General features: G+C 29.0%; 27 protein-coding genes and 1 riboswitch. Of the genes, 26 read left to right on the top strand and 1 reads right to left on the bottom strand.

The features are described 5' to 3' along the window. The 14 genes from xerD (at position 1) to DY123_RS02805 (ending at position 12,388) form a co-directional block, all read left to right on the top strand. A complete protein-coding gene (gene xerD / locus DY123_RS02870) occupies positions 1-888 on the top strand; it encodes a site-specific tyrosine recombinase XerD (RefSeq protein ID WP_140924089.1) in 888 nt (295 codons plus the stop codon). A 24-nt stretch (positions 889-912) separates the two neighbouring features. Beyond that, positions 913-1,275 carry a reductase gene (locus DY123_RS02865; RefSeq protein WP_105964649.1) on the top strand — a complete coding sequence of 121 codons (363 nt, stop codon included), beginning with the start codon at positions 913-915 and terminating at the stop codon, positions 1,273-1,275. Beyond that, positions 1,259-1,990, top strand: a complete 732-nt coding sequence (locus tag DY123_RS02860) for a segregation and condensation protein A (protein ID WP_140924087.1) — start codon at positions 1,259-1,261, stop codon at positions 1,988-1,990. Before DY123_RS02865 ends, DY123_RS02860 begins: the two co-directional genes overlap by 17 nt. A gap of 17 nt (positions 1,991-2,007) precedes the next feature. Next, complete coding sequence (scpB, locus tag DY123_RS02855; RefSeq protein ID WP_108982171.1) at positions 2,008-2,541, top strand: SMC-Scp complex subunit ScpB; 534 nt, start codon at positions 2,008-2,010, stop codon at positions 2,539-2,541. Beyond that, on the top strand, positions 2,541-3,272 hold the full coding sequence (locus tag DY123_RS02850) for a pseudouridine synthase (protein ID WP_140934378.1): 732 nt from the start codon (positions 2,541-2,543) through the stop codon (positions 3,270-3,272). The genes scpB and DY123_RS02850 overlap by 1 nt, the downstream gene beginning before the upstream one ends. Before the next feature lie 55 nt (positions 3,273-3,327). Beyond that, a riboswitch (FMN riboswitch) is annotated at positions 3,328-3,447 on the top strand. Positions 3,448-3,525: 78 nt separating this feature from the next. Next, positions 3,526-4,101, top strand: coding sequence for an ECF transporter S component (locus DY123_RS02845; RefSeq protein ID WP_108982169.1), 576 nt, complete (start codon positions 3,526-3,528; stop codon positions 4,099-4,101). Positions 4,102-4,104: 3 nt separating this feature from the next. Further along, positions 4,105-5,130: a helix-turn-helix domain-containing protein gene (locus tag DY123_RS02840; RefSeq protein ID WP_140924083.1), complete on the top strand. Its 1,026-nt coding sequence runs from the start codon at positions 4,105-4,107 to the stop codon at positions 5,128-5,130. 2 nt (positions 5,131-5,132) lie between these two features. Further along, positions 5,133-6,566, top strand: a complete 1,434-nt coding sequence (locus DY123_RS02835) for a RecQ family ATP-dependent DNA helicase (protein ID WP_140934377.1) — start codon at positions 5,133-5,135, stop codon at positions 6,564-6,566. Between the two features lie 49 nt (positions 6,567-6,615). After that, positions 6,616-7,218: a LysM peptidoglycan-binding domain-containing protein gene (locus tag DY123_RS02830; protein ID WP_165807707.1), complete on the top strand. Its 603-nt coding sequence runs from the start codon at positions 6,616-6,618 to the stop codon at positions 7,216-7,218. A 20-nt stretch (positions 7,219-7,238) separates the two neighbouring features. After that, positions 7,239-7,913 carry a (d)CMP kinase gene (gene cmk, locus DY123_RS02825; RefSeq protein ID WP_140924078.1) on the top strand — a complete coding sequence of 225 codons (675 nt, stop codon included), beginning with the start codon at positions 7,239-7,241 and terminating at the stop codon, positions 7,911-7,913. Between the two features lie 77 nt (positions 7,914-7,990). Further along, positions 7,991-9,211 carry a 30S ribosomal protein S1 gene (gene rpsA / locus DY123_RS02820; RefSeq protein ID WP_105964640.1) on the top strand — a complete coding sequence of 407 codons (1,221 nt, stop codon included), beginning with the start codon at positions 7,991-7,993 and terminating at the stop codon, positions 9,209-9,211. Positions 9,212-9,289: 78 nt separating this feature from the next. Further along, positions 9,290-10,597: a ribosome biogenesis GTPase Der gene (gene der / locus DY123_RS02815; RefSeq protein WP_140924076.1), complete on the top strand. Its 1,308-nt coding sequence runs from the start codon at positions 9,290-9,292 to the stop codon at positions 10,595-10,597. 153 nt (positions 10,598-10,750) lie between these two features. Next, positions 10,751-11,026: a non-specific DNA-binding protein Hbs gene (gene hbs, locus DY123_RS02810; RefSeq protein ID WP_105956075.1), complete on the top strand. Its 276-nt coding sequence runs from the start codon at positions 10,751-10,753 to the stop codon at positions 11,024-11,026. A 99-nt stretch (positions 11,027-11,125) separates the two neighbouring features. After that, positions 11,126-12,388, top strand: coding sequence for a tetratricopeptide repeat protein (locus tag DY123_RS02805; protein WP_140924074.1), 1,263 nt, complete (start codon positions 11,126-11,128; stop codon positions 12,386-12,388). Here the strand turns inward: DY123_RS02805 and DY123_RS02800 are convergent. Beyond that, positions 12,385-13,218: a phage integrase N-terminal SAM-like domain-containing protein gene (locus tag DY123_RS02800; protein ID WP_140924072.1), complete on the bottom strand. Its 834-nt coding sequence runs from the start codon at positions 13,216-13,218 to the stop codon at positions 12,385-12,387. The genes DY123_RS02805 and DY123_RS02800 overlap by 4 nt on opposite strands. A 124-nt stretch (positions 13,219-13,342) precedes the next feature. On the opposite strand from DY123_RS02800, the gene DY123_RS02795 reads away from it, so the two are divergent. The 12 genes from DY123_RS02795 to topA all read left to right on the top strand — a co-directional run bounded on the left by DY123_RS02795 (position 13,343) and on the right by topA (position 25,349). Next, a complete protein-coding gene (locus DY123_RS02795) occupies positions 13,343-14,551 on the top strand; it encodes a CCA tRNA nucleotidyltransferase (RefSeq protein WP_140924220.1) in 1,209 nt (402 codons plus the stop codon). A 4-nt stretch (positions 14,552-14,555) separates the two neighbouring features. Continuing rightward, the gene (locus tag DY123_RS02790) at positions 14,556-16,451 is read left to right on the top strand and encodes an ABC-F family ATP-binding cassette domain-containing protein (RefSeq protein WP_140924070.1); all 1,896 of its coding nucleotides are present in this window, start codon (positions 14,556-14,558) and stop codon (positions 16,449-16,451) included. Positions 16,452-16,462: 11 nt separating this feature from the next. Continuing rightward, positions 16,463-17,413, top strand: a complete 951-nt coding sequence (locus tag DY123_RS02785) for a thymidylate synthase (RefSeq protein ID WP_108982162.1) — start codon at positions 16,463-16,465, stop codon at positions 17,411-17,413. Positions 17,414-17,428: 15 nt separating this feature from the next. Beyond that, entirely contained in the window at positions 17,429-17,920 is a 492-nt protein-coding gene (locus tag DY123_RS02780; RefSeq protein WP_140924068.1) for a dihydrofolate reductase, read from the top strand. A 26-nt stretch (positions 17,921-17,946) separates the two neighbouring features. Further along, positions 17,947-18,801 (top strand): DegV family protein, encoded by an 855-nt coding sequence (locus tag DY123_RS02775; RefSeq protein ID WP_140924066.1) that lies wholly within the window; start codon positions 17,947-17,949, stop codon positions 18,799-18,801. A 17-nt stretch (positions 18,802-18,818) separates the two neighbouring features. Next, positions 18,819-19,706, top strand: coding sequence for a GDSL-type esterase/lipase family protein (locus tag DY123_RS02770; protein WP_181400427.1), 888 nt, complete (start codon positions 18,819-18,821; stop codon positions 19,704-19,706). 21 nt (positions 19,707-19,727) lie between these two features. Beyond that, positions 19,728-20,324 (top strand): YpmS family protein, encoded by a 597-nt coding sequence (locus tag DY123_RS02765; protein ID WP_140924062.1) that lies wholly within the window; start codon positions 19,728-19,730, stop codon positions 20,322-20,324. Positions 20,325-20,338: 14 nt separating this feature from the next. Further along, positions 20,339-20,557, top strand: coding sequence for a YozE family protein (locus DY123_RS02760; protein ID WP_105987658.1), 219 nt, complete (start codon positions 20,339-20,341; stop codon positions 20,555-20,557). A gap of 97 nt (positions 20,558-20,654) precedes the next feature. Further along, on the top strand, positions 20,655-21,506 hold the full coding sequence (gene ylqF, locus DY123_RS02755; RefSeq protein WP_140924060.1) for a ribosome biogenesis GTPase YlqF: 852 nt from the start codon (positions 20,655-20,657) through the stop codon (positions 21,504-21,506). A 1-nt stretch (position 21,507) separates the two neighbouring features. Beyond that, positions 21,508-22,284: a ribonuclease HII gene (rnhB, locus tag DY123_RS02750; protein WP_140924058.1), complete on the top strand. Its 777-nt coding sequence runs from the start codon at positions 21,508-21,510 to the stop codon at positions 22,282-22,284. 40 nt (positions 22,285-22,324) lie between these two features. After that, the gene (gene dprA, locus DY123_RS02745) at positions 22,325-23,206 is read left to right on the top strand and encodes a DNA-processing protein DprA (RefSeq protein WP_140924056.1); all 882 of its coding nucleotides are present in this window, start codon (positions 22,325-22,327) and stop codon (positions 23,204-23,206) included. Between the two features lie 40 nt (positions 23,207-23,246). Then, on the top strand, positions 23,247-25,349 hold the full coding sequence (topA, locus tag DY123_RS02740) for a type I DNA topoisomerase (protein WP_140924054.1): 2,103 nt from the start codon (positions 23,247-23,249) through the stop codon (positions 25,347-25,349). Positions 25,350-25,363: the final 14 nt, after the last annotated feature.

The following is a 25,363-nucleotide window of genomic DNA, read 5'->3' as shown; positions in this document are numbered from 1 at the left end:
ATGAATGAGACAATTAATGATTATTTACACTTTTTATTAATTGAACGTGGCTTATCTGAAAATACAATTAAAAGTTATCATCAAGATTTAGCAGAGTTTGCAAATTGTCTTTCCAAAGAACATATAAATAGCTTTAAAGATGTTGATTCACGTATTATTTTAGATTATATGAAATATATGAAAGAAAACGGTAAAGCTAGAAATTCAATTATCCGTTTTATTTCGACTATGAGAAAATTCTTTAAGTATTTATTAAGATTTCATTATATTAAGAATGATCCTATGATTAAGATAGACACGCCTAAGCAAGCTCAACATTTTCCATCAGTTTTAACTACAAAAGAAGTAGATAGATTGTTAAGTACACCCGATACTAATGATAAATATGGAATTCGTGATCGTGCTATATTTGAAGTTATGTATGCTACTGGTTTGCGTGTAAGTGAAATGGTTCATTTAAAGATGGACAATTTACATTTAGAGATGGGCATTATTCAAACTTTAGGTAAGGGCGATAAAGAAAGAATTATTCCAATTGGAACTCAAGCAATTAAGTGGATTAATTTCTATGTAAGCAGTAGTCGTTCTAAATTATTAAAAAATCGTCGTAGTGATTATTTATTTTTAAATGCTCATGGTGGTGGTTTAAGTCGTCAAAGTATTTGGCAAAAAATAAAGCGTTATGTGGCCTTGGCAGGTATAAAGAAAGATGTCACGCCACATACTCTGAGACATTCTTTTGCCACTCACATTTTGGAAAATGGAGCTGATTTAAGAATTGTTCAAGAATTATTAGGACATTCTGATATTTCTACAACTCAAATATATACCCATATTTCTCATGAACATTTGAATCAGTCATTTAATAAGTACCATCCAAGAGCATAATTTTTTATTGGGGAGGATTTTATAATGTTATTAAAATATCGTAGTGAATATGAAAAAATAGTTATGGATATGCTTTCCTTAATACCTGACATGAATAATGAAATTTTAAAATCTGAGTTAAATTGGTATAAAAATTCAGATGATCGAGTTATATATTTATGGAAAAATGAAAATAATAACTGGGCTGGAATGCTATCAATTGAATCTAAGAATTCATTATTAGTTGTTCGTAGAATTATACTAACTCCTGATTCTTGGAATATGAATAATTGTTGTATTATGTTAAATCAACTATCAGATTTATATATGAATAAACGAATAATTGGGACTATGGATACGACTGAAATTTGTGAAATTTGGGAGAAACGTAATGGAACCAAGCAATAATGTCATGAATATTCATATAAATGATTTTGATGGTCCATTAGAATTATTGTTACATTTAATTAAACAATCACAAATGGATATATATGATATTGAAATTGAAAAAATAACTAATCAGTATGTTGATTATTTAAACAAGATGAAAGAATTGAACGTTAATGTAATTGGCGAATATTTTGTTATGGCTTCAAATTTAATGGTGATTAAATCTAAATTGCTGCTACCAAAAAAAGATGACTTAGAAGATGAAGATGATGATTATGAAGATCCTAGAAATGAACTTGTTAATCAATTAATTATTTATCAACAATATAAAGAAGCCTCAAAAGTATTAAAAAAGATGCAAAAGAAAAGTAGTATGCATCATAGTATTACAGCCAAAGTACCTACTGTCACAGAAATGTTAGATCTGAATGGTAATAAAATAATGAATGTTGATTTAATAAAAGATGCTTTTGATTCAATCATTAAAAAACATCAGCACAATAAGCCTTATGTACATGAAATTAATGAATGGCACTACACTGTAAAGGAACAGTCTCATTGGATTCTTAAAAAGATAAAAAACAAAGATATTTTAGAATTTAATTCTTTATTCAACATTTATGATAACTTAGAAAAAATTATAACTACTTTTTTGTCAATCTTAGAGTTAATGAAGGAACATTTGATTTTTGTTGAACAAATTGATAATAGAATATATATTCGTAAAAAATAGATTGGAGTGTATATTGATTGGTAAGTAATTTAGCCAAAATTAGTGGCTTGATTTATGTTTCTGGGGATGACGGGATTTCATCATCTAACATCTCTAAATTATTAGAAATGAATGAATCTGACATCATAAATGGTATTGATAAGCTCAATTATAATTTAAGCAATGATCCAGATAGTCCTTTTACAATAATAAAATATGATGATAAGTATACTCTTGCTACCAAAGAGGAATTAGATTCAATTATTAAAAAATACATAATTGATGATGATGAAATTTCACTTACTCAAACTTCTTTGGAAGTTTTAACCATTATTTCTTACAATCAACCAATTACTAGGGTCGAAATCGATGATATAAGGGGAGTCAATAGTAATAAAACAATTCAAAAATTAATAAAGCAAGGAATAATTATAGTAAGTGGTCATAAAAAAGTACCGGGGAATCCTAAACTTTATGAAGTTACTGAAAATTTTTTGAAATTATTCGGAATATCAAGTTTAGAAGAATTACCTAAAATCGATAAGAATTTAATTACTAAGGAGGAAAAGTAATGGCTGAAAGATTACAAAAAGTAATGGCAAAAGCAGGAGTCGCTTCTAGAAGAAAATCAGAAGTAATTATTGCTTCTGGGAGAGTCAGTGTTAATAATAAAGTTGTAACTGAGCTAGGTACTAAAGTTAAAGTTTCAGATTCAGTTGAAGTAGATGGTGTACCAATTGGTGGAAAAGAAAAGAAGGTTTATTTTCTTTTTTATAAACCTAGAAGAATTATTTCATCAGTTTCTGACGAAAAAAATAGAAAGACAGTTGTAGATTTCTTTGAAGACATTCCAGAAAGAATTTACCCAGTTGGTCGTTTAGATTATGATACATCTGGATTGTTATTATTAACTAACGATGGTGATTTAGATAATCGTCTTACTCATCCAAAATATGAAGTTGAAAAAACTTATGTTGCTAAAGTGGAAGGTATTCCAACAAATGATGAACTTAAGCAATTACGATTAGGAATTAAAATTCATGGTAAAAAAACAAGTCCAGCTAAGACTAATATATTAGAAACTGATCCTAAAAAGAAAACTGCAGTTGTTCAATTAACAATTCATGAAGGAAAAAATCATGAAGTTAAAAATATGTTTAAGGCAATTAATCATTCAGTTAAAAAATTAAAACGTGAGTCATATTCCTTTTTAAATCTAAGAGGTTTACAATCTGGAGAATTTAGGCCATTAAAGAAAATAGAAGTTGAAAGACTTTATGAGATTACTGATAAAAAGTCTTAATGATTGTTTTTTGCTTAATATTTTGGTACATTATTATAAATAAAAATAATATATGGTTTATCTTCAGGGCAGGGTTAGATTCCCGACCGGCGGTATAGCCCGCTACCCATCTTTTGATGGTTGATTTGGTTAAATTCCAAAGCCGACAGTAAAGTCTGGTATAAAGAAGATTTATTTTTAGTGTTCAAAAGTCCCTGTTATTTATTTAGCAGGGACTTTTTTTGAAGATAATCCTCATTTGGAGGAATTTTTAATGTTTAGTTCAAATAAATTTAGTTTACAAAGAATTGTTCAAATTTCAATATTAAGTGGTTTAGCTTATTTATTGTCTTATATATCAGTTTCTATTATCCCCATTGCTCCTTATATGAAATTAGATTTTGGTGATATTCCTATTTTATTAGCAACAATTTTGTTATCAACTAGTAGTGGTATCGTTGTGTCCGTTATGAGGGCCTTCCTATATTTTATTTTTACGGGTCCTTCAATAATTAATTTGATAGGGGTTTCTTCGTTACTGCTTGCTAGTTTAACAATTGTTTTATCAATGTCACTCGTTGATAGACTATTCTCCAAAAAAATTAAGTATGTTTTAATGGTTTTATTTGAAACTATCTCTTTAACTTTAATCATGAGCTTGGCAAATTATTTTATTATAACGCCTTTATATATTAATTTGGCAGGATTCCATTTTAATTTTAGCCTTGCAGATTCAATCCTATATGTCGTAATTCCTTTTAATATTATTAAAGGGCTTTTTATAGGAATTGTATTTGTGATAATCTTAAATCGTAGTAAGGTTTGGTCTACTTATAAGAAAAGAGATTGATTAATGAATAAAAAGCTTTTACTTTTAATGTTATCTAATAAACAACCGAGAAGACTAAAGTTAATTAAGAATTTATTAGATGGTAAAAGAACTGTTTCAACTTTATTTTGGGGCAGTCGTTATCATATATTAGAATATTCAGGAATGATGAAGAACTTTGATTCTTTACAAAATGAAGATAAATTAATAAATGAATTAATTAATAATGGATATGTTTTTTCATATAATAAATATCAATATAAATTAACTAATAAGGGTAAACAAAAAAAGGATTCATTATTTGAATCCTTTTATTTGCCTAAAGAATTATCATATAGTTTTGATTATGATATTGAAAAGTTTAAAAATAGGTTTTTATTACTTATTCAAGTCACTTCAGAATATAGTTATCATAATAGTAGTTATTATCCAGTTCAGGCAGATTTTTATGATACCAATTTAATTAAAAATTTGTTTCATAAATATAAAAATGATAATTTTATTGATGACATTTATAGCTTTATTAAGTCCTTTTTATCTTCATTAGATGAAGATAAGGCTAATATATTTGCAAATTTATTGATTGGACACAATAATTATGGATTAACTTATGAACAATTATCCAATCGATATAATTATTCTAAAATGGAAATATACTTTATTAATATTGATTTATGGATCTTAATGATTAAATTTATTGAAAATAGCAATTCTTTTTTGAATTATTTACTTGAAAATGTAGTACAAAGTAGAATCAATGCAAGCGCTAGAAGAACATTTTATGAATTTAACAATGGTCTTAATATTTTTGCTATTGCTAAAAAATATAATCTTAAGGAATCTACAGTTAAAGAACATTTACTAGAAAATGCAATTTTTTTAGATACGGAACAATTTCCATATGATATGATTTTATCTGATAATGAAGTTGCTATTTTAAACAAGAAATATCAAAATCAGCCAATTGATTTCTGGAATTTTAATAAGTTAGATGTTGCCAATATAGACTTCTTTAAGTTTAGATTATATCAAATAATGAGGAGTAAATAGTTATGAATTATTTACGTCAAAAATTAAAAAAATGGTTTGGCTTTGATGATTTTCGCCCTGGACAGTTTGAAGTTTTATCGTCTTTGAGTCAAGGTGAAAATACTTTTGGAATGTTGCCAACTGGAACTGGTAAAACGCTTATATATCAATTCTTTGGTCGAATGATAAATCAGCCAGTTGTTATTATTTCACCCTTAATTTCTTTAATGCAAGATCAAGTTGATCGCATGAGATATTTAGGATCCAAAAAAACAGTTGCTATTACTTCAGGACTAAATTTTGTAGAGAAAAAAAGAATTTTGAATAATCTAAATAAATATAATTATATATACATTTCTCCAGAAATGATATCTCAACTTGATGTTTTAAAGTATTTTAATAAACTAGATATTGGTCTTTTTGTTATTGATGAAGCTCATTGTATTATTCAATGGGGGACTGATTTTAGACCTGAATATCTTAATTTACATAGAATAATTCAATCTTTAAATAATCCGCAAGTGTTAATGTTAACAGCGACTGCTTCTAAAACAGTGCGTTCTGAAATTGTTCATAAACTAGGATTGCATAATGTTAAATATATAGTTAAGTCTACTAATCGTTCAAATATAATGTTATCTGTTAAATATTGTGATGATACTAATGATAAAAACAATAAGTTACTTTCATTGGTTAACAAATTATGTAGTCCAGGGATTATTTATTTTTCTAGTAAAAAAATGGCCAATATGGCTACAATCTTTTTAAGACAGAAAGCTCATTTGAAAGTTGAAGCTTATCATTCAGATTTGAATAATGAAAATCGTTATCGTATTCAACATCAATTTATGAATGATCAAATAGATGTTATATGTGCTACTAGTGCTTTTGGTATGGGAATTGATAAAAGTAATATTAGATATGTTATTCATTATCATATGCCCTCAAATATTGAATCATATGTTCAAGAAATGGGACGTGCTGGTCGAGATATGAAAGAAAGTATTTCTGTTATTCTTTATCAAAAAAATGATGAAATGCTTCAATACAATTTATTAATGGATAACATTCCAGATGATGATATTATTTCTTTTTATTATCGTAATTATAAAAAAATTCATAATGATGATGAACAAACTAAATTATTAAAATATTACTATGATAATGATTATTCAGAAGAGAAAGTTATTAATATTTTTCAGGCAAGACGGCTAGATCAAAAAAATAGTTTATCGGAGATGTTATCTTATGTTTTGAATAATTATTGTCGTCGTAAAAAACTATTATCTCATTTTGATGAAAAGTTTAGTGCTCATAATGAATATTGTTGTGATGGTGATCATACAAAATTAAATTTACATGCAGCTAACTTAATTAGGTCTAATATTAAAACAAATAATAAACATAATTATGATTGGAATTCCATAATTAATTCTCTTTTCAACAAAATGCATTAAATAATGTATAATGAATTGTATTAACAATAAGATTGGGAGGGTTATTATTTTGAATAATAACAATAAAGATGAATCAAATGGTTTATCAAGAATGGAATTAAGGAAGAAAAGCAGAGGTCATAAATTAATAGCTATTATATTAGTTACGATTGTTGTAGTTATTGGTTTATTTACACTTGTTTTCGGGATGATGAGTAATCCTAGTGATAATGGTCAGAGTCAATCTTCAAGTTCATCCTCAAGTATGATAAAATCAAAAGGTAAAAAGGCTTCTTCCAAGAAAGATAAAGCTATTAAAAAGTCTACTTCAAATTCTAATAAGGTTGATCAAAGTAGTTCTAGCAATACTGAAAATGCTAGTCATGAAGATGATAAAAAAGCTTCCAATAGTAGTTCTTCTGAAGCATCTAGCGCAAGCTCATCTTCAAATAAACCAGCCGATAATAATTCTAATTCATCAAGTAGTAGTTCTGTAAGCAATCAGTCATCTGATAATAGTAATGATAGAGATTACGCTGTTGTTGGTCAAAATGGTGAAAATGATTTATATAGAATTGCAAAGAATAGTGGTCTTACTGTTGATCAATTAAAGCAATTAAATGGTTTAACTAGCGATAATGTTTCTGTGAACCAGAAAATTAGAGTAAAATAATATTGATTGGGGTATATTAAATGAACTTAAAAAAAATTCAAGTAGCAATTGATGGCCCAGCATCCGCTGGTAAAAGTACAGTTGCTAAATTAGTTGCTAATAATTTTTCATATGTTTATTGTGATACTGGTGCGATGTATCGTTCTATAACACTTAAAGCCATGAGATTGGGATATAATTTAAGTGACGAAATAAGAGTGGTTGAAATGTTGAAAGATACAGACATTTCATTTGAACCTAATGCAGAACAACAAAAGGTATTTTTGGATGGACAAGAAGTTACTAACGAGATTCGTCAAGAAGATGTAACCAATTCAGTTTCTGAAATAGCTAGTTTGAGTGGTGTTAGATCTAATTTAGTTAAAAGACAACAACAAATAGCTAGTAATGGTGGAATTGTTATGGACGGTAGAGATATAGGGACTACAGTTTTACCAAATGCTGAAGTAAAAATATTTTTAATTGCTAGTGTTCAAGAGCGAGCAGAACGTCGTTTGAAGGATAACGCAGAAAAAAATATTCATGTTCCATTAGATCAGCTAAAAAAGGAAATTGAAGATCGTGATTATAAGGATTCACATCGTCAAATTTCACCTTTAGTTAAAGCTGATGATGCAATTGAAATTGATACCACTTCGATGTCAATAAGTGATGTAGTTAATGAAATATCTAAAATTATTAAAAATAACGGATAACTTAGTCATATAACTAGATTTTCTTTAAAAGTTAGTCTAAAATGTTAAGTATAGTTGTCTCAAGGAGGAATTATCAGATGAGTGAATCAGATGAAAAAACAAATAAAGATTTATTAGAAGCCTTGGATAGTGTGGACCAAGTCAATATTAATGATGTAGTTAGTGGTGAAGTTTTAGCCATTGATAATGACCATCAATTAATTATTGGAATTGATAATGCTGGTGTCGAAGGTGTTGTTCCTCGTCACGAAATTTCATCAAGTTCTAACAATGATGAAGACTCACAATACAAAGTGGGAGATAAGGGCAAATTTGTTGTTCTTTCAAGAATTGGTGACGATAAAGAAGGCGGAAGTTTTCTACTTTCTGTTCGTCGCTTACAAGAACGTAAAGTTTGGGATGAATTACAAGAAAAATCTAAGAATGATGAAACTATCACTGTAACTGTTAAAAATGCAGTTCGTGGAGGATTAGTTGTTGATGCTGGTGTTCGTGGATTTATTCCTGCTTCAATGATTACAAATCATTTTGTAAGAAACTTAAATCAATATGATGGTCAACAATTTGAATGTAAGATTGTTGAAATTATTCCTGAAAAGAACCGTTTAGTTCTATCACATAGTGATGTAATGGAACAAAAACAAGAAAAAGCGCTTGAAGAAGTTATGGGTAAATTAAATGTTGGCGACGTTGTTGAAGGTAAAGTTGCTCGTATGACTAACTTTGGTGCCTTTGTTGATTTAGGCGGCGTTGACGGATTAGTTCACGTTTCAGAAATTTCATATGAACGTGTTAACAAGCCTTCTGATGTATTAAAGAATGGTCAAGACGTTAAGGTTAAGGTTATTGCTTTAGATAAAGATAAAGGTCGTATTTCATTATCAATTAAGCAAACTATGCCACAACCATGGGATGAAATTGAAGAAAAAGCCCCACAAGGTAGTATTGTTGAAGTTACTATTAAACGTTTAGTTGATTTTGGAGCTTTTGCCGAAGTAATTCCTGGTGTTGAAGGACTAATTCATATTTCACAAATTTCTCATGAACATGTTAATACACCTGCTGATGTATTAAAAGTTGGTCAAACTGTTAAAGCTAAGGTTCTTGATGTTCAACCTGAAAATCATCGTTTAGCTTTATCAATGAGAGCACTTGAACCAGAACCTGAAAATGGTGATGATTCTTCAAAGGAAAATGCTAAGGTTTCTGATAACTCTACTGAAGATGCTCCTGAAGAAGAAAACGGATTTACTTTAGGTGACATTGTAGGTAAAGGATTAGACAAAGATAATCAATAATAGTTTATAATCTTTAAAAATATCCTTCTTTTTATTGAAGGATATTTTTTTATTATTAATAGAAAGGGTGACTTTGAAATGGGATTACCCGTTGTTGCGATTGTTGGACGTCCTAATGTAGGTAAGTCTACAATTTTTAATAGAATTGCTGGAGAAAGAATATCTATCGTTGAAGATACTCCAGGTGTTACAAGGGATCGAATTTATTCTCATGGAGAATGGTTAGGTCATGAGTTTAGCATGATTGATACAGGTGGAATTGAAATAAATGATCAACCATTTGTTAAACAAATTACAGCTCAGGCAGAAATTGCTATTGATGAAGCAGATGTTATTGTATTTATGGTCAATGGTAAGGAAGGTATTACAAATGCTGATGATAATGTTGCCAGAATCTTATACAGAACTAATAAACCGGTTGTATTGGCAGTTAATAAAGTAGATAACTTTGAAGCCCGTGCTGATATATATGATTTTTATTCATTAGGTTTTGGTGATCCATATCCAATATCCGGTGCACATGGATTAGGACTTGGTGATATGTTAGACGAAGTTATTAAGAATTTTTCTGAAAAAACTGATAATGCCGATGACGATAGTATCAAGTTTAGCTTGATTGGACGTCCTAATGTGGGTAAATCATCATTAGTAAATGCTATTTTGGGTGAAAAACGAGTGATTGTTTCCGATGTTGCTGGTACAACCAGGGATGCAATTAACACTAAATTCATTCAAGATGGTCAGGAGTATACAATGGTTGATACTGCTGGTTTAAGAAAACGTGGAAAAGTATATGAAAATACTGAACGTTATTCTGTAATGCGTGCAATGCGTTCAATTGATAACAGTGATGTTGCACTAATTGTTATTAATGCTGAAGAAGGTATTCGTGAACAAGATAAACGTATTGCTGGTTATGCGCATGAAGGCGGAAAAGGTGTAATCATTGTTGTTAATAAATGGGACACTTTGAAAAAAACAAGTTCTACTCAACGCGAATTTGAAGCTGGAATTAGAACACAATTTCAATATCTATCATATGCACCAATTTTATTCGTATCAGCACTTACTAAGCAAAGATTAACTAAATTACCGGGTATGATTAAACAAGTTAATGAAAATCATTCTAAAAGAATTTCTTCTTCTAATTTGAATGATGTTATTATGGACGCTATTGCGATGACACCAACACCTAGTATTAAAGGTAAGAAGCTTAGGATTTATTACGCTACTCAAATTAGAACTGCTCCACCAACAATTGTTGTCTTTGTAAATGATGAAGAACTCATGCATTTTTCTTATGAAAGGTATTTGGAAAATCAAATTAGAAATCATTTTAACTTTTCTGGAACTCCAATTAAAATTATTACTAGAAAACGTAAGTAATTTTGCATATTTTTTTACTAAAATAGCCATTAAATAATTGAATTGTAGGGCTTTATGTGATATCTTGAAGTAATGTAATGACACCAATCATGTTGTTATTACATATGTCGAAAAGCATTGATTGTTTTCCGAACTATTGGGAGGTGAAAACACATGGCTAACAAGGCAGAATTAGTAAGCAATGTTGCTGAAAAAACTGGTTTAACTAAGAAGGATGCAACTGCTGCTGTAGATGCTGTTTTTGGTTCAATCCAAGACAACATGGCTAAAGGCGAAAAGGTACAACTTATCGGTTTTGGTAATTTCGAAGTACGTGAACGTGCCGCTCGTAAGGGTCGTAACCCTCAAACTGGTGCAGAAATTCAAATTCCTGCAAGTAAAGTACCTGCATTCAAGCCAGGTAAAGCTTTAAAGGATGCTGTTAAATAAACAGCTCACTTTATTGATAAAAGAGCCAGTTCGGCTGATTATGTCGAACTGACTCTTTTTTATATTATCTCCAAATTATGTTGATAGGAGGAATTATATATGAGTTATTCTGAAAAAGCATTAGATCTTTTAGAATCTGGCAAAATTGATGATTTTAATAAGCAATATGATTTAGCATATCACCACGATAGTGATGAAATGCTTTATTCACTAGCTGAAGAATTATATTCATATGGTTTCAGTGATCAAGCTAAAAAAATATATCAAAAATTATTAAAGAAATTTCCTGATGAGGATAGTTTAAGAGTGGACATCTCAGATATTTTAATTAGTGAGGGTAAAACAGATGAAGCATTAGCTCAGCTAAGTATTATTTCATCTGAATCTGATGCTTATTTACAATCTTTAGTTACTCAAGCGGATTTATATCAAACTCAAGGATTATTAGATGTAAGTCGAGAAAAACTACTAAAAGCTAAGGAATTAGCTCCTCATGAAAATGTTATCACTTTTGCTCTAGCGGAACTTTTGTTTACCATGGGTGAATATAATAAAGCGATACCATTGTATTTAGGATTAATTAAAGAAGGAGTAACCAACATTTCTTCGGTTAATTTAGTTGAAAGAGTTGGTATTTCTTATGCTAATGATAGTAAATTTGAGCATGCAATTGGATATTTAAAGCAAATTAAGACTATTGATATGACTTCTGATGTAAAATTTGAAACAGCTTTTACCTATTTACAGCTAAAAGATTATGATAAAGCAATTGAATTGTTCCAAGAATTGCGTGAAAGTGATCCACAATATGCTACTTTATATCCATACTTAGGACAAGCTTTAGAAGAACAAAACAAATCAGAAGATGCTTTATTAGTATATCAAGAAGGTCTTAGTGTCGATCAATATAACGAAAAATTATATTTGTTAAGCGCTCGTGCTGCAACTAAAGTTGATAATAAGGAACTTGCAGAAAATTATCTAAAAGAAGGAAATAAGATTGATCCTGATGATATCGAAATTGTTCTTGAATTGTCTAACTTATTTGTTTCTGAAGAAAAATATGAAGATAATATTGAATTATTATCTTCATATCTAGATGATCATGAGATGGATCCTCAATTTTATTGGAATTTAGCTATATCTTATGATGAAATTGATGATATTAAAAATGCACATAAATATTATCTAGCTGCTAAACCATACTTTATGGATAATACTACTTTCTTAAAATCTGCATCTTTATTCTTTAGAGAAAGTGGAGATATCAAAAATGCTATATCATTACTTGAAATGTATGTTACAGCAGTGCCTTCTGATGATGGAGCTGCAATGATGTTAGAAGATTATCGAAACTATTAATCATTAATAATTTTTGTTGATAATTTTTTATAGTATATAACTGATGCTAAATCCAGATTAAGATGATTTGAAAGCTCAAATTCATTTTCTCCTGGATTTTTTATTACATAATTTAAAATATAGCCTTGAAATAAATCTGTCGGATTTAAACTAAAAGATAAATATTCTTCACTCGGTTTTAGGTATTTATGCAATCCAGGTAAAGTTAAATGTGGATCATTTGCAATTCTTTGCTTCAAAAATAAATCATTTGATGATTGTTTATCCTGAATTGGTTTAATAAAATTATTAAATTGGTTAATAAACTTTGTTTCGTAATTGTTGAACTTAATTTTTGTAAATACTCTATAAAAATTATTTTTTAAGAATTCTGAAGATTTAAATCCTTTGCTAATTAACAACAGTGTCATTTTAGTATAAGGATGAACATTTGGATCATTTAAAATTTTTGGCATGTGTTCAATCCAGTTGATATTAATTTTAGATTCTTTGTTACGATCTCTTCCTTTTAAGGTTAAGGTAGGTAATTTTTCAGAGAAATCATGACTAAATAAATATTTAAAATAAATATTTATATGTGATAATACTTTGTTATATGTTGAATTATTTATTTGTCGTTTTTCAACCAACATGTTCATATATTGTTGTATATCACGATCAAATAATTGATTAACATGATGATTTTTTTGATACCCAATATTAAAGTTTGATAAATATTCGAACATATCAATTAAAGTACTCGTATACTCTTTAATTGTGACTTTAGCTAGTCCATTAACGTTTAAATATTTTTCAAAACTTTTTTGATAAGGATAATTATTTGTGGCCATTTTTACACCTCTCAGATGTCAAAAGTTACTTTAACTAATATAATAACACAAAAACATAAAACTTTGTAAATAATACTATTTATCTGTTAATATTTATATAGTAAAGATAGGGGTATAAACAATGATAAAGATTAAAAATTTACCTGATGAATTTGAAAAAGCTCGCCCTGTAATGCAGAAAATTGAAGCTGCTGGATATGAAGCTTACTTCGTTGGGGGTAGCGTGAGAGACACAATAATAGGTGAAAAAATTCATGATGTTGATATTGCATCTAGTGCCTATCCTGAAGAAATAAAAAAATTATTTAAAAGAACTGTTGATACTGGTATTGAACATGGGACTGTAATGGTTCTCGATAATGATAAGGGGTATGAAATTACAACCTTTAGAACGGAGTCGGGTTATCAAGACTATCGTAGACCGGATAAAGTTACATTTGTGCGTTCTTTAAAAGAAGATTTAAAACGTCGTGATTTTACCATTAATGCTTTAGCCATGCGCGAAAATGGTGAAGTAACTGATCTATTTGGTGGTATTGCTGATATAGATAAAAAAATCATTCGTGCTGTTGGCAATCCTAATGAAAGATTTAATGAAGATGCTTTGAGGATGATGCGCGCAGTTAGATTTGCTAGTAAATTAAACTTTAATATTGAAAAAGAAACTTTTAATGCCATTGAGAAGCATAGTTCATTATTAGAAAAAATTGCGATTGAGAGAATTTATGTAGAATTTATTAAGATGATGAAAGGATTAAAACCTAAACAGGGAATTGATGATATGATAAGCACCAATATGTATTTACATGTCCCTTTGTTTGCTGATTATAGACAACAATTATCAAATATTTCACATTTTAAAAATTTGAACTTAAATAATGAAATAGAAGTATGGAGTTTGATTTGTTTTGAATTTGGTTTAAATAGAGAACAAATTAGTAATTTCTTGAAATCTTGGAAAGCATCTAACGAGGTTATAAATAATACCCAAACTTGTTGTTATGCGTTAAATGCTATTCAGAATGATAATATGAGTGATTTTTTAATGTATCTCACGGGTGAAAATTTATTACTAGAAGCAAACTATATTGCATCTTTTTACGATTGTTCGATTGATAATGAATTATTGAAAAAGCAATATAGTAGTTTACCAATAAAAAATAAAAAGCAACTTGCAATTAATGGCGGTATTTTAATTAAGAATGGAATTTTAAAACCAGGGCCAATGCTTGGTAAAGCATTAAATGCAATTGAAAAACAAGTTGTTATTGGTAATTTAGATAATAATACTGAAAATATAATTAATTTTACAAAACAATATTTGAAAGAGTGATTTTGTGCAAACTTTAAGAGCAGAGGACTTAACAAAGACTTATGGTGAAAAAACACTTTTTAAAAATTTAAATTTTATTATTAATGAACATGATCGAATTGGTTTAATTGGGACCAATGGTAGTGGAAAAACTTCTTTATTAAACGTTATTTCTGGAGTTGATCATGATTCTACTGGTAATATCATTACCTCTAAAACATATTCAATCGGATATTTAAAGCAAGAACCGGTTTTAGATGAATCTCTAACGGTACTTGATGCTGTTTTCGCTGGTAGTCAAGATATTTTTAATATCATTAGATATTATGAACATACTTTAGATGTTTATTCAAAGCATCCAGATGATGAAAAAGCCGAGCATCAATATTTAGCTGCTGAAGCAAAAATGAATGAAGAGGATGCTTGGAATGCTGAAAGTGACGTTAAAACAATTTTAACGCAACTTAAAATTAATGATATGAATCAAAAAGTGTCAACCTTATCAGGTGGTCAAAAACGTCGTGTAGGTTTGGCACAAGTATTGATACAGTCTCCTGATTTATTAATCTTAGATGAACCTACTAATCATTTGGATTTTGATTCAATTGATTGGTTACAAGATTTATTAGCTAAATATAAAGGATCTTTACTCTTTGTAACCCATGATCGTTACTTTTTAGATAATATTGCCAATAATATTTGGGAATTGTCTTTTGGAAAACTATATGAATATGAAGGTAATTATGAAAAGTATGTTCAACAAAAAGCCGAACGTGTTGATTTTGAAGTGAACGCTGAACATAAAAAACAACGATTGTATAAGCAAGAATTAGCTTGGATGAAAAAAGGAGCTAAAGCTCGTTCTACTAAGCAACAAGCACGTATTAATCGTTTTAATGATTTAAAAAATGATGTTGGTAATTTACAAACTGATGAAGATGTTGACATCACGCTTGGTCAACAACGATTAGGTAAAAAGGTTATTGAGTTAAAAGATACTAATTTGACTTTAGATAATAAAAAAATTCTAGATGATTTTAGCCTTTTAGTACAACCAAATGAAAGAATCGGTATAAGTGGAGAAAATGGAGCTGGGAAGTCATCATTATTAAATGTTATTGCTGGTAAAATTAAGCCAGACAGTGGTGTTGTTGAAATTGGTGAAACTGTTAAGATGGCATATTATACTCAACAAACTGAACCAATCCCAGATGATAAGCGAGTAATTAAGTATTTAACAGATGTTGGAGAAAATGTAACTGATAATAATGGGAATAAAATTAGTGTTACTGATTTACTAGAACAATTTTTGTTTCCTAAATTTATGCATGGAACTTTAATTCGTAAGTTATCAGGTGGAGAAAAGCGTCGATTATATTTATTAAAATTACTTATGCAACAACCTAATGTATTGCTGTTAGATGAACCTACTAATGATCTTGATATATCTACATTGACAGTTCTTGAAGATTATATTAAAGGTTTTGCTGGAACAGTTATTACAGTTTCTCATGATCGTTACTTCTTAGATAAAGTAGCCAATAAATTACTTATTTTTGATGGTAATGGGAAAATTGAACAGCATGTTGGATTGTTTACTGATTATTTGGCTAGTTTAAAAAATGATAACAGTAATAAAGATAATGTTAAAAAGCATAAAAAATCAGATGAAAATAAACCTAAAGAAAACAATGAAAATAAGAAAACAAAATTAACTTATGCTGAGCAGATTGAATTTGATGGCTTAGAAGATGAAATTGATAAATTAGATTCTAAAAGTTCATCCCTTCAATCAGAAATGCAAAATTATGGCGATGATTATGATAAATTAGCTGATTTACAATCACAGGTTGATGATTTAAACAAACAATCTAATCAAAAAATGCAGCGTTGGGAATATTTAAGTCAATTTGCAGAATAGGAGTTTATACAATGCTTGAAGATACTTATTTAAATTTAGCAAAATATATTTTAGAAAATGGTCATAAAAAAGGTGATCGAACAGGTACCGGAACAATTAGTACATTTGGATATCAAATGCGTTTTGACTTAAGCAAAGGTTTTCCATTACTTACAACTAAAAAGGTTCCTTTTGGATTGATTAAAAGTGAACTTTTATGGTTCTTACATGGCCAAACTAATATTAAATATTTGCTACAACATAAAAATCATATTTGGGATGAATGGGCATTTAAAAATTTTGTGCAATCAAAAGACTATGATGGTCCTGATATGACTAATTTTGGATTACGTGCAAATGAGGATAAAGAATTTAAAAAAGTTTATTTAGCGGAAAAGAAGAAATTCTGTCAAAAAATTTTAGATGATGATGATTTTGCCGATAAGTATGGTGATTTAGGTTTAGTTTATGGTAGTCAATGGCGTCATTGGAAAAAATCTACTGGTGGGACTATTGATCAAATTAAAAATGTTATTGAACAAATTAAAACCAACCCTAATTCTAGAAGACTAATTGTTTCTGCTTGGAATCCAGAAGATATTCCTTCAATGGCATTACCACCATGTCATACTATGTTCCAATTTTATGTAAACGATGGTAAATTAAGTTGTCAATTATACCAACGATCAGGTGATGTATTTTTAGGAGTTCCATTCAATATTGCTAGTTATGCTTTATTAACTTCTTTAATTGCTAAGGAATGTGGATTGAAACCTGGTGACTTTGTTCATACTTTAGGGGATGCGCACATTTACTCTAATCATATTGATCAAATTGAAACTCAATTATCAAGGGAACCATATCAAGCTCCTAAATTGTGGTTGAATCCTGACAAAAAGAGTATCTTTGATTATGATATGGATGACATTAAAGTGATTGATTATAAACATCATGATCCAATTAAGGCACCAGTTGCTGTTTAAAATGGGGAGATTAATATGATTTCTTATTTATGGGCTGAATCAAAAGGCCATGTTATTGGTATGAACGGTAATTTACCTTGGAAATTACCAGCAGATATGCATTATTTTAAACAAACTACTACGAATAATATAATATTAGCTGGTAATAAGACCTATAAGAGCTTTGGAAGGCCACTACCCCATCGTTTAAATATTGTTTTAACACATCAAAAAGATAATAAATTTCCTGATGAGGTAATGGTTATCCATACTTTAAATGATTTTTTGCAATTTGCTAATAATAATAAAGAAAAAGAAATATTTGTAGTTGGTGGTGCACAAATATTTAAACTATTGCTTCCATATGTTGATCGGCTATATCGTACCTCAATTGATTATAAATTTGATGGGGATACAGTAATGCCCAAAATTAATTATGATGAATTTAATTTAAATAAAGAAACAATTGGAAAATTAGATAGTAAAAATATATATCCACATAAATTCGATGTATTTGAAAGAAAATAATTTAACTTTCAATGAAGGTGATAATAATGTCAAAGATTAAAATTGTTACTGATTCAACTGCAGGTTTAACTGATGAAGAAATTGTTAAGAATGATATTAATATCATTCCTTTATCAGTTATGATTGATGATACTGTTTACACAGAACGTGAAACAATAACTAATGAAGAGTTTTATGAAAAAATGAAAACTGCAAAGGGATTACCAAAAACTAGTCAGCCACCTTTGGGTAAATTTATTAATAAATTTGATGAATTAGGTGCTGATGGTAGTGAAATTTTGTCAATTAATTTAGACAGTAAAATTAGTGGTACTTATAAAACTGCTTGTGAAGCAGCCAATTTATCTAAATCTAACGTGAAAGTTATTGATAGTTTAAACACTGATCGTTCATTAGCTTTTCAAGTACTAAAAGCAGCTGAGATGTCTAAACAAGGTAAAAGTATAAATGAAATTATTAAATCAGTTGACGAAGTCCGTAAAAATACCAAACTTTATATGGGAATCTTAAATTTAGACAATATCGTTAAAGGCGGACGTTTAAAACCATGGGCAGGAGCAATATCTAATTTATTGAATATTAAAGTAATCGTTAAATTAGTTAATGGTGAAATAACAGTTGATTCTAAGGGACGTGGCTTAAAGTCAATTCATAAATATTTCACTCAACATGTTTATCCTGAAATGCAGGAAATACTTAAACATAAAGATATAAAAAGCATTGGTATTTCATATGTTGGCTCTACAGATTTCACTAATAAAATTAAAGATGAAGTACAAGCCATCTGTCCAAATATACAGGTAGTAATGCGTGAAACTGTCCCTATCATAGCTACTTATGGCGGATTAGGTGCATTTGCTTTAATGTATTATAGTGAATAATATTAATTTTATCTGGAGTGATTAAAACGAAAAGAATATTAAAATATATTTTGCTACTCCTTATTTTATTCATTTTATTAATATCTGGTGTTTATGCATATAAGAATTATTATTCTAGTTCTAATATTCAATATGATCCTAAGCAAAAAATTTCCTTTGTCTCAGTTGGAGATTCTTTGACACAGGGTGTTGGTGATAACACTAATAGTGGTGGATATGTAAATAGAATCAAAGACAAATTTGTTAATGATAAAAATGCTAAGTTAAATGTTTATAATTATGGTATTGCTGGCCAACGAACTGATCAAATTGATAAAAGAATTATTAATAATACTAATGGCCTATTAACTAATATTAAACATTCAAATGCCGTCATTTTAACTTCTGGTGGTAATGATTTGTTACAAGCATTACAAAAAAATGCATTGGTTAATGATAAAGATGAATTCAATAAAAATATGACGTTTAATCTTGCAAAATATAAAGATAATTTGAGTTCTTTAATCAAGCACATACGGAATATAAATAAGAAAATACCTATTTATATTTTTAGTATATATAATCCAGTTTATGTATATTTTCCAAAGGTTCATGCAATTGAAAATTATGTTAGTAAATATAATGATATTATTGATAATGAAAGTAGTAATCAAAAGTGGATTCATTTTGTTAATATTAATTCGTTATCATATGGACAATATAGAACTGAAAGACAAAAGAATAAGCTATTGGAATCTAGTGATGACTCATTTAATCCGCTATCTTTAGATGATTTATATAGCAATGAAAAAGAATTAAATGAATACCTGTCCTCAAAAGATCATTTTCATCCTAATTCAAAGGGATATGATTTTATGACTAATAAATTATTTAAAATAATGGAAAAATACAACGATTGGTATTAAAAATCAGAGGAGTATATTTAAATGCATAAAACTAGAAAAAATAGTATTTTTAAGTATTTATTTTTTATTTTGATTATATTAATAATATCCGGTTTTGGATATTTATGGTTTCAAATTCATGGTAGTACTGTTAATCCTTCTCAAAATAATAATACTTCTAAAGACCAGACACCTATTTCTGTTCAACTAAATAAAAATCAAATTAATTCACTTTCTTCTTATTATTTAAAAAATTTTGACGAACACCATAATTCTTCAATGGATTATAAATTTATTTTAGATAAAAAAGCTTATGTTTATGGGAATATCAAAATTTTAGGTTCTAAAGTGAACTATGTTTTATCGATGAATCCTAAATTATTAGATGATGGAAATATTGAATTAGATACTAATAACTTAGAAATTGGTCATCTTGATATTCCAGCTAAATTTGTGATAGCTTATGTCGGCAAAAAATATCATATTCCTAATTGGATAGAACTTAATAGTAAAGAAAACAAAATTATATTACACATTAATGAATTAGGTGGTAAAAATAAAGTTTCATATCAAGCTAATAAAATTGATATGAGTGGTGATGGAGACTTTAGATTTAAGGCATTAGTTCCTAATAGTTAATTTGGAGGATTTTAATGAAAACTTTTTATCAATTCTTGATGACTGAACGCAATTCTGGTAGTAATGAGCCGGTCGCTCAATTTGCTAACAATGCGTTTTATGATCAATCATTTCCTAAGCAGTCAATTTATTATGATGAAATTTCTCAGTATTTAGAAGAAAATGCAAGTTATTTGCCTAGTATGACTATCTTTGATGAAGCTTGGCAATTATTTCAAGATTATAATAATTAAACAAAAATAAACCTAGATTATTATTTAGGTTTATTTTTTTATAATAATAAGCTATAAAATATAGTACAATGAAAATAATAGATAGGAGCGAATATATATGATTCAATGGTTTCCAGGACATATGGCTAAAGCCATTCGTCAGTTTGAAGAAAATGTACATTTAGTTGATATTGTTTTTGAGTTAGTAGATGCTAGATGTCCTTTTAGTTCTATTAACCCTGAAGTTGAAAAGGTTAGTAAAAATAAACCACGTTTAATGATTTTAACTAAAGCTGATTTAGCTAATCCTAATGTTACTAATCAATGGATAAGCTATTTTAAAAATAAAGGTTATGCTGCAATTTCAGTTGATTCTAAAAATAATACAACTGGCAAATATATTACCAAAGTAGTAAAGGATTTATTAAAAGATAAAATTGCTGCTAGTAAAGATAAAGGCCTCGATAATAAAGTTATTAGAGCAATTTGCGTAGGAGTTCCTAATGTTGGTAAATCAACATTATTGAATCAAATTGTTAAAAGACGTGCTGCTCAAGTTGGTAATCGTGCTGGTGTTACAAAAGGTCAACAATGGTTAAAGGCTGGTAGTGAATTAGAATTATTGGATACTCCTGGTATCTTATGGCCTAAATTTGAAAATGAAGAAGTGGCTAATAAATTAGCTTTAACAGGTGCAATCAAAGATAGTATTTATGCTAGTGATGATGTAGCATTATTTGCATTGAATTTCTTTAGACAACATAATCGTGACGGACTAATTGAAAGATATCGTTTAAGTGAAGAAGATATGGAATTAAGTGACGTTGATCTATTATTAAAGATTACTAAAAATGTTGGAATGCGCGATGATTACGAAAGAGCATCAATGCGTTTAATTTTAGATAGTCGTAAGGGTAAAATAGGACCATTTACATTAGATAGTGTAGATGAATTAGATAAGGAAAATTAAAATGAACAATAAATTATCTATTAATGATTTTAAAAAGTTATTATCTAAAGTTACAACATTATCTGATGATATTTTTAATGATTATAAAAATGATTCTCGTAAGGGGATACAAGTTGCTCTAAAACAAAGAATAAATCAATTGAACTATTTAGAAAAATCTAAAATGGATTTTCAAAAAAGGCTTAAATATGAAAATCATTTTTGGAATGAGGGAATTAATTATATTGCTGGAGTAGATGAGGTTGGCAGGGGGCCATTAGCTGGCCCTGTGGTAACTGCTGCAGTTGTATTACCACATGATTTTAATGTTTATGAAGTTAATGATTCAAAAAAATTATCACCTAAAAAGCGTCTTGAATTGTCTAAAATGATTAAACAAAAAGCTTTATATTATAGTATTGGTATTGCATCAAATAAAATAATTGATAAAATTAATATTTATGAAGCCACTAGAGTAGCAATGAAAGATGCAATTAATAATTTGGATATTAATCCTGAAATTGTAATTGTTGATGCAATGAATATCGACATCTCAAATAAACAAGTTAGATTAATTAAAGGAGATGCCAAAAGTGCTAGTGTTTCAGCTGCAAGTATTTTAGCTAAGGTATATCGTGATAATTTAATGGATGAGTATAGTAAAAAATATCCAGAATATGATTTTAATCATAATGCCGGATATGGAACCAAGAAACATTTACAAGCACTTAGTGAATACGGTGCGACACCTATTCATCGTAAATCTTTTAAACCAGTTTTAGATTTAACTAATTATTAAATACGTAATTATTTTTAAAACCCAATTAGGAGATTTTAAAATGAAATTACGTACTTTATTGCTTAAACTAAAACTAACTAGCGGTTTTGGTATTAAATCAGAATATGCATTTTATAAATTTTTAAGAAATAAATATACAGTTTTACCCATTAAAATTAATTTTAGCGCCTTAGATATTGCTAAATGCGTTAATTTGTCCAATAGGTACTATGATAAATTTTGTAAATCATTTAATAGTAAAGAAGTTAATGATAGTTTAAATTATCATTTAGAACATGTTAAATTTATTTCCATTTTAGATGAAAATTATCCGATTGGATTAAAAGAATCCTATTTACCGCCTATCATTATTTTTTATTTTGGTAATATTTCTTTAATAGAAAATAAAATGTTGGGGGTTGTTGGTTCCAGAAAAAATACGGATTATGCTTTTAAAAGTTTAAATATGTTAATTCCCAAAGTAGTTCAATCAGATATTGTAGTTGTTTCTGGATTAGCTGCTGGGGTTGATAAATTAAGCCATCAGTGTACCATTGCTAATGGGGGAAAAACGGTTGCTGTTATTGGAACCGGATTAGATATATATTACCCTAGAGAAAATGAACAATTACAACGTAATATTGCCATCAATCATTTATTAATTAGTGAATATCCAGTTGGTAGTAAACCTTTACGTTTTCATTTTCCTGAGAGGAATCGTATTATTGCTGGTTTAATTGATACTTTATTAGTTATAGAAGCAAAAAATAAATCAGGTAGTTTAATTACTGCTAATTTAGCATTACAAAATAACCGGAATGTTTTGGCAATTCCTGGAAGAATTGATAGTTTGCATTCAGTTGGATGTAATGAGTTAATTTTAGCAGGAGCAAAACCAGTTTTATCTGCTAAAGATATTATTGAAGAATTTTATTATAAATAAAATATTTTGATTTAAGATTATAAATTAATGAGGGATATGGATGACTACAAAAACAACTAAAAAAAAGAAAAGACGATCACCCAAGAAAAAATTAGTTATTGTTGAATCGCCTACTAAAGCTAAAACAATTCAAAAATATCTTGGTAGAACATATCGTGTGATTGCAAGTAAAGGGCATGTGCGTGACTTGCCTAAAAGTAAGATGGGGGTTGATATTGAGAACGACTACGCTCCTCATTACATTTCTATTCGTGGTAAAGGAGATACAATTAAAGACTTACGTTCAGAAGCGAAAAAAGCCAAAAGCGTTTATCTAGCATCTGACCCTGACCGTGAAGGAGAATCTATTGCTTGGCATTTATCACATTTATTAGGCTTAGATGAAAATGATGAAAATCGAGTTGCCTTTCATGAAATTACTAAGGATGCGGTTAAAGAAGCATTTAAGCATCCTCGTACAATTGATATGAGTTTGGTTGATGCCCAACAAGCTCGTCGAGTATTAGACCGATTAGTGGGGTATTCAATATCACCACTATTATGGAAAAAAGTTAAGAAGGGTTTAAGTGCTGGTCGTGTTCAATCAATAGCACTATGGCTAATTATTCAAAGAGAACGTGAAATTAAAAATTTTGTTCCCAAAGAATATTGGACAATTGATGCTGATATGAAAAAAGCTAGTAATGACTTTAAAGCTAACTTTTATGGCTTGAACGGTAAAAAAACTGAAATTAATGATAACGAAGAAGTTAAATCAATTTTAAGCAAAATTGATAAGAACAAGTCCTTTGATGTTACTAGTGTTGTTAAGAAAGAGCGAAAACGTCAGCCCCAACAACCGTTTACTACTAGTACAATGCAACAAGATGCTAATAATAAATTAAACTTCAAAACTGGAAAGACAATGATGAATGCTCAGCAGTTATATGAAGGAATTAATATTGGTAAAGAGGGTAATCAAGGTTTGATTACTTATATGAGAACTGATTCAACCAGAATTTCTATGGTTGCTAAGCACGAAGCATCTAGTTTCTTGCATGAAAATTATGGAGCTGAATATGCTGCAGTTAAACCAATTAAAGGTAAGTTACCTGAAGGAGCTCAAGATGCCCATGAAGCTATTCGTCCTACTTCAGTGCATCGTACTCCTGCTAGTTTAAAGAGCTATTTGAGTAATGATCAGTATAAACTTTATAATTTAATATGGTGTCGTTTCTTAGCAAGTCAAATGACTCCAGCTATTATGGATACAATGACTGTTAATATGAACCAAAATGGAGTAGATTTTAGAGCGAATGGTTCTAAATTAAAATTTGATGGTTTCTTAAAAGTTTATAAACGTGGTAAAGAAAAAGATAATATATTGCCTGAGATTAAAAAAGGCGATCAAATTACCATGTTAAAATATAATCCTGATCAACATTTTACTCAACCACCTGCAAGATATAGTGAAGCAAAACTAATTCATGCGCTTGAACAAAACGGAGTTGGTCGTCCTTCCACTTATGCACCAACACTGGGCACAATTCAACGTCGTTATTATGTAAAATTAGTGGGCCGTAAGTTTGAGCCTACCGAATTAGGTGAAATTGTTAATGATATTATTGAGCAATATTTCCCTGATGTTATTAATATTGATTTTACTGCCGATTTGGAGAATAATCTTGATGAGATAGAAGAAGCTAAGCAAAATTGGATTAAGGTAGTAGATAAATTCTATAAACCATTTTCTAAAGAAGTTGCAAATGCTGAGAAAAATATGAAGGATGTTCAAATTAAAGATGAACCTGCCGGTTATAATTGTGAAATTTGTGGGGCCCCAATGGTTATTAAGATGGGACGTTATGGTAAATTTTACGCATGTTCTCGTTTTCCAGATTGTCGTAATACAGAAGCAATTGTTAAGAAAATTGGGGTTACTTGTCCCAAATGTAAAAAAGGCGATGTTATTGAACGAAAATCTAAGAAAAACAGAATCTTTTATGGTTGCTCAAGATATCCAGAATGTGATTTTGTTACTTGGAATAAACCAATTGGTAGAGACTGTCCTAAAGATGGTGAATATTTGGTTGAGAAAAAAGTTAAAGGTGGCATTCAGGTAGTTTGTCCTAATGGTGATTATAAAGAGGATGTTCAAAAATAATAATGTAGCTCTTA

The organism is Apilactobacillus micheneri, assembly GCF_006493595.1.
GTDB lineage: Bacteria > Bacillota > Bacilli > Lactobacillales > Lactobacillaceae > Apilactobacillus > Apilactobacillus micheneri.
This window is presented reverse-complemented; position numbering and strand designations above follow the sequence as displayed.